The sequence below is a fragment of the Actinoplanes sp. NPDC048791 genome, from assembly GCF_040650095.1.
Classification (GTDB): Bacteria; Actinomycetota; Actinomycetes; order Mycobacteriales; family Micromonosporaceae; genus Actinoplanes.
Window position 1 is genome coordinate 1 of record NZ_JBEZGQ010000621.1, and the last position, 5,150, is coordinate 5,150.

Sequence of the window (5,150 nt, forward strand, 5' to 3'; positions counted from 1 at the left end):
GTTCGAGGCTCGCCTCGAGCACCACCAACTTGGGGACCGGAAGCTCCCGGACGACGGCGTTCACGGACTCGAGCGCCTGCTGGAGGTCCGGCACGGCCGAGGCCGCCGCGGGACGGTCGTCGCCGGTCACGAAGGCGGCCAGCCGGCGGACGGAATCGCGCAGCGCCCGCGCACGCAGGAACTCGTCCCGCGTCGCCGCCACGCCATGGCGAGCCACCCCGATCGCGTCCAGCCACTCGTCCAGATCCGGTGGTCCCGCGAGGTCGTCGTGCACGCCGTCGGTGTCGGCCCAGATCGTCGCCATCAGGCGGACCGGAACCGGCTCGTCGGGAAGCATCCAGGTGCGCACCGCAGGAATATATCACGGATGAAACGGCTTGCATCCGTTAGAACAACGGAGTACAACTGGCCATCTGGTGGAAGGGGCTCAGGATGACTGGCTTTCACGGCGGCGAGCTGGCCGTGCAGCGTCAGGCCGGCGTACGGCAGGACGCCGCCCGCCTCTCACGCATGCTGGACCCGGCGGACCTGTCCGGCGGCATCGCCGGCTTCCTCGCCGCACGCACCCTGCTGGTCATCACCGGCCGGGACGCGACCGGCCGGCTCTGGACCTCGCCACTGACCGGCCCGGCCGGCTTCCTCGAGGTCCGCTCCGACACCGAGCTGGCCGTCCACGCCGGGGTCCCGGCCGGTGACCCCCTGCACGGCCTCGCCGCCGGCCAGCGCCTCGGCACGACCAGCATGGACTTCGCCCTGCGACGCCGGGTACGCCTCAACGGCACCCTCACCGTCGCCACCGATGAGCTGCTGATCGTCGACGTCGAGCAGGCGTACGGCAACTGCCCGCAGTTCATCCAGCAGCGGCTGCTCACCCCGGCCGCCTCCAGTCACGAGACGCCGGAAGACGTGCGCCGCGGTGCCGCGTTCGAGCCGGCCGACGTCGAATTGATCCGCTCGGCCGACACCTTCTTCCTCGGCACCGCCCACCCGCAGCGAGGTGCCGACGCGTCCCACCGTGGCGGGCCGCCCGGTTTCGTCCGCGTCGACGAGCGCGGCCTGTGGTGGCCGGACTATCCCGGCAACAACATGTTCAACAGCCTCGGCAACCTGGCCGTCAGCCCGGAGGCCGCGCTGCTGTTCGCCGACTTCACCACCGGCGCCACCCTGCAGCTGTCCGGCACGGCCCGGATCGAATGGGGTGCGGCCGGACGACCCGGCGACGACGGGCACAGCGGCCGCATCGTCCGCTTCGAGCTCGACCGGCTCGTCGCCGCGCGCCGGCCGTCGCTGCGCGAGTCCGCCCACCGCCCGTACCCGCACAACCCCACGCTGACCGACCGAGAGGACCGATCCCGATGACCGAGGCCCGACCGCCGTTCCCGCCGTACGACCTGGCGACCGCCCGGCAGAAGGTCCAGGCCGCCGAGGACGCCTGGAACACCCGCGACCCGGCCCGGGTCGCCGCGGCCTACACGCCCGACTCGCAGTGGCGTAACCGCGACGTGCACTTCACCGGCCGCCCGGCGATCATCGAGTTCCTGACCGCAAAATGGGAACGCGAGCAGGACTACGCGCTCCGCAAAGCCCTGTGGGCCTTCCACGAGAACCGCATCGCGGTCCGCTTCCAGTACGAATGGCACGACGCGGCGGGCCAGTGGTGGCGCAGCTACGGCAACGAGTTGTGGGAGTTCGCCCCGAACGGCCTGATGAGCCGGCGTGAGGCCTCCATCAACGACCACGCGATCGACGAATCGGAGCGCCGGATCACCGGCCCCCGCCCGGAATCCGAACGCGGCCTCGACATCCCGATCTGGTGACCGGGGACGGTCGTGGGCCGTTCGTCCGTAGCTCGCGCAGCGAGTTCGACGCGCTCCGGGAGAACAGGAAGAGGACGACGAAATTGACAACCAGCAGGATTGTCAGCAGCGCGTCCGACGGCCGATAGCGATCTCCGAGCAGGGGAAACGCCAGGGAGGCGCCGCCGGCTCCGAAAGTGGTGAGCAGAACGGCGACGGCGGGCACCATGGTGCCGACCTCGGCGCGTAATCTCGCCGGCCGCAATCCGGGGACCCGGATCGCGGCGTACGACGCGACCAGAAGAATCGCGATCAGGATCAGGCCGACGACGACAGGAACCGCAAGCGGCGGCCGGTCACCGCATTCTGGTTCGCAGCGAACGGCGACGGCGGTCATCGTGGCCATCGTGGCGTAGCTCAGCACCCAGACGTGGCCGCCGGCCGCCACGACATAAACGCTGATGCGGCCGATGTCGGCCAGTGCCGGGCGCTGGAGAAAGATGATTGCCAAGGTGTAGAAGAGCAGCAGAACGGATGTGCCGAAGGGAAGACCGTAGACGACACCCCCGAGCTGAGAGTAGAGGCCGGCAGTTACGCCGCCGTCGAAACGAGTGACCGCTGATCAGCCGCCGACGAGGTGGGTCTGCGCTGATCGGCGGAACTGGTCGACAAGAGGATTGGGATCCGCCCGGCGGGTGGCGACGACGACGTGGCACGGTTCGATTCCGTCCACCGCGACGGTGACGAGGTCGTCCCGGGCCGTCACCCGGGGGTCGTTCGCGGCAATCAGGGCGACCGCCTGCCCGTCCGCGACAGCTTCGAGTTTGTCCTCGATCGTGTCGGCGGGCATGACCGCCAGCGGCGCGCCGCCCCCGTCCGGACGCGGCTCGAGCCGCCAGAATCCCGTCCAGGTCGCGGGCGCCCCGGCGCAGGCCACCATCGGCTCGTCGGTGAAGTCGGCCAGGGTGACGATCTCCTTTCCGGCCAGGCGATGGGACGCCGGCAGGACCAGCACGCGCGGCTCCTCGTAGAGCACGGTGAGGTCGAGGTCGTCGACCGGGATCGGAAGGGGCGTGCGGACCACCAGCGCGTCGACCCGGCCGTCGGGCAGTGCGCGGGTCTCCTGCCAGTCCAGGTGGCGGGTGCGTAGGTGCGCGTCCGGATGGCGGCGGCGCAGGTCGCGGACCGCGGCGGTGATGGTGAGGTCCTCGACGTAGCCGATGGTGATCGTGCGTGGTGGCGCGGCGTCGCGCGCGGCGCGTACGGCCTGGTCGGCGTACTGCAGCAGGGTCTGGGCCCGGGGGAGGAAGGCCTCGCCCGCGGCGGTGAGCCTGCTGCCCTGGGTAGTGCGCTCCAGCAGCCGTACGCCGAGAGCGTCCTCGAGCCGTTGGAGTTGGCGGCTCAGTGAGGGCTGGGCGACGTGCAGTGCCTCCGCGGCCCGGGCGAAGGTGCCGTGCTCGGCCAGTGCCGTGAAGTAGCGGACCAGCCGCAGGTCCAGGTCCGGTACGCCGTCGGCCATGTCAGCAGCGTACTCGTTATGTCGTTTCGGCATGACGAGGTGCGGAACGGGTCTTGGACGACGCCGCCCGGCCCGCGGGAGGTTGGTTCCATGACCGTTGACTACCGCGCACAGACCGTTCTCCTCACCGGGGCCAGCTCCGGGATCGGGGCCGCTTTCGCCTCGGCTCTGGCGGCGCGCGGCTCGAACCTCGTACTCGTCGCGCGCCGGGCCGAGCGGCTGGCCGCCATGGCGGACGAGTTGCACCGTGCTCACGGCGTACGGGTGGAGGCCGTTCCGTTTGATCTCGCGCACCCGGCCGCCGGCAGCGAGCTTCGAAAGGCTGTCGCCGACCGCGGGGTAGCGGTCACCAGCCTGATCAACAACGCGGCCTTCGGCACCTTCGCCCGGTTCGCCGACGCCGATCCGGGCCGCCTCGCCGCCGAGATCGCCGTCGACGTGGCAGCACCGGTCCAGCTCACCGCCGCGTTCATGCCGCAGCTGCTGAGGGCCGCCAACGGGTTCATCATCAATCTCGCCGGCGTCTCCGCCTATTTCCCGTCACCGCGGATGGCCGTCTACAGCGCCGGCAAGGCCTTCGTGCTGAGCTTCACCGAGTCCCTCTGGACGGAGCTGCGCGGTACGGGCCTCACCGCGTTCGCCGTCTCGCCCGGCGCCACCGCTACGGACTTCACCACCGGGATGGGCCCGGGCGCCGGCGTGCTGACCTCGGGCCGGACGCGGACGCCCGGCGATGTCGTCGCCACCGCGCTGGCCCATCTCGAGCGCCGCGACCCGGGCTCGAGCGTGATCGACGGACGGTCCAATCAGCTCGGTGTGATCATGAGCCGGCTCGCGAGCCGGCGCCGGAGCGCCCTGCTGATGGACCGCGTCTTCGACCCGGACCGCCGGGCGAAGACCACCGCGGCCTGACCGCAACGCCTTCCCCGGGTGCGGTCCGAGTCATACCCTTCGATAGGAGCCCGGTACGCGCGCTAAACGCTGAGGAGGGGTCATGAAAGTCGTGGTCAGGTTCGTGATGGCGGTCATGCTGGCAGTGGGACTCGCAGGGGCGGCCGGGTCGCCGGCCGCGGCGTCCTCCGGGCATCAGAGGTTCAAAGCGCTCGTCTTCTCCAAAACCGCGGCGTTCCGGCACGACTCGATCCCGGCCGGGGTCGCCGCGATCCAGCGGCTCGGCGCCCGGAACCACTTCAAGGTGGACGCCACAGAGGACGCTGCGGCGTTCACCGACCGGAACCTCGCCCGGTACGACGTCGTGGTGTTCCTGAGCACCACCGGCGACGTCCTCGACGCGGCGCAGCAGGGCGCGTTCGAACGTTACATCCGCCGCGGCGGAGGCTTCGCGGGGATCCACGCCGCCTCCGACACCGAGTACGACTGGGCCTGGTACGGCGGCCTGGTCGGCGCCTACTTCCGCGATCACCCGGGCGCGGTCAACCCGCAGTTCCAGGTGGCCACGGTGAAGGTCCTCGGCCATGACACCGCCGCCACCCGCCCGCTGCCGCGCCGCTGGGAACGCGAGGAGGAGTGGTACAACTTCCGCACCAACCCGCGGGACACCGTCCGCGTCCTCGCCGAAGTGGACGAACGGACCTACGACCCGCGCGGCTACAGCGTGCCGGGCGGCTCGCCGGGAATGGGCCGGCACCACCCGATCTCCTGGTGCCAGCCGTACGACGGTGGTCGCGCCTTCTACACCGCGCTGGGGCACAAGGCCGAGTACTACAACGAGCCGCTGCTGCTCGACCACCTGCTCGGCGGGATCCGGATGGCTGCCGGCGTGGCCCGTTTCCCCTGCGGCCGGGAGGACTGACCGGCGTACGCAGCCGCTGCGG

7 protein-coding genes are annotated in these 5,150 nt (G+C 70.9%); 4 read left to right on the plus strand and 3 right to left on the minus strand.

The window, feature by feature from the left end; translation table 11 throughout:
- On the minus strand, nt 1–349 hold a 349-nt coding region (locus tag AB0C29_RS32835), incomplete at its 3' end, for an ABATE domain-containing protein (RefSeq protein ID WP_360828478.1).
- A gap of 83 nt (nt 350–432) precedes the next feature.
- Between AB0C29_RS32835 and AB0C29_RS32840 the strand changes: the two genes are divergently transcribed.
- Nucleotides 433–1,359, plus strand: a complete 927-nt coding sequence (locus AB0C29_RS32840; protein WP_360828481.1) for a pyridoxamine 5'-phosphate oxidase family protein — start codon at nt 433–435, stop codon at nt 1,357–1,359.
- Entirely contained in the window at nt 1,356–1,817 is a 462-nt protein-coding gene (locus AB0C29_RS32845) for a nuclear transport factor 2 family protein (RefSeq protein ID WP_360828483.1), read from the plus strand. Before AB0C29_RS32840 ends, AB0C29_RS32845 begins: the two co-directional genes overlap by 4 nt.
- On the opposite strand, the gene AB0C29_RS32850 is transcribed toward AB0C29_RS32845, so the two are convergent.
- Both AB0C29_RS32850 and AB0C29_RS32855 read right to left on the minus strand, forming a co-directional pair.
- On the minus strand, nt 1,765–2,244 hold the full coding sequence (locus AB0C29_RS32850; RefSeq protein WP_360828486.1) for a hypothetical protein: 480 nt from the start codon (nt 2,242–2,244) through the stop codon (nt 1,765–1,767). The genes AB0C29_RS32845 and AB0C29_RS32850 overlap by 53 nt on opposite strands.
- Nucleotides 2,245–2,418: 174 nt before the next feature.
- A complete protein-coding gene (locus AB0C29_RS32855) occupies nt 2,419–3,315 on the minus strand; it encodes a LysR family transcriptional regulator (RefSeq protein WP_360828489.1) in 897 nt (298 codons plus the stop codon).
- A gap of 90 nt (nt 3,316–3,405) precedes the next feature.
- Here AB0C29_RS32855 and AB0C29_RS32860 point away from each other — a divergent pair, with 90 nt between their 5' ends.
- A complete protein-coding gene (locus AB0C29_RS32860) occupies nt 3,406–4,227 on the plus strand; it encodes an SDR family NAD(P)-dependent oxidoreductase (RefSeq protein ID WP_360828492.1) in 822 nt (273 codons plus the stop codon).
- Nucleotides 4,228–4,309: 82 nt separating this feature from the next.
- Nucleotides 4,310–5,128, plus strand: coding sequence for a ThuA domain-containing protein (locus AB0C29_RS32865; RefSeq protein ID WP_360828495.1), 819 nt, complete (start codon nt 4,310–4,312; stop codon nt 5,126–5,128).
- Nucleotides 5,129–5,150: the final 22 nt, after the last annotated feature.

Excerpts from the sequence above, each read along its gene's own strand:
- AB0C29_RS32840 (WP_360828481.1), top strand. The coding sequence starts at position 433 with ATGACTGGCTTTCACGGCGGCGAGCTGGCCGTGCAGCGTCAGGCCGGC.
- AB0C29_RS32860 (WP_360828492.1), top strand. The coding sequence starts at position 3,406 with ATGACCGTTGACTACCGCGCACAGACCGTTCTCCTCACCGGGGCCAGC.
- AB0C29_RS32865 (WP_360828495.1), top strand. The coding sequence starts at position 4,310 with ATGAAAGTCGTGGTCAGGTTCGTGATGGCGGTCATGCTGGCAGTGGGA.
- AB0C29_RS32855 (WP_360828489.1), bottom strand. The coding sequence starts at position 3,315 with ATGGCCGACGGCGTACCGGACCTGGACCTGCGGCTGGTCCGCTACTTC.
- AB0C29_RS32845 (WP_360828483.1), top strand. The coding sequence starts at position 1,356 with ATGACCGAGGCCCGACCGCCGTTCCCGCCGTACGACCTGGCGACCGCC.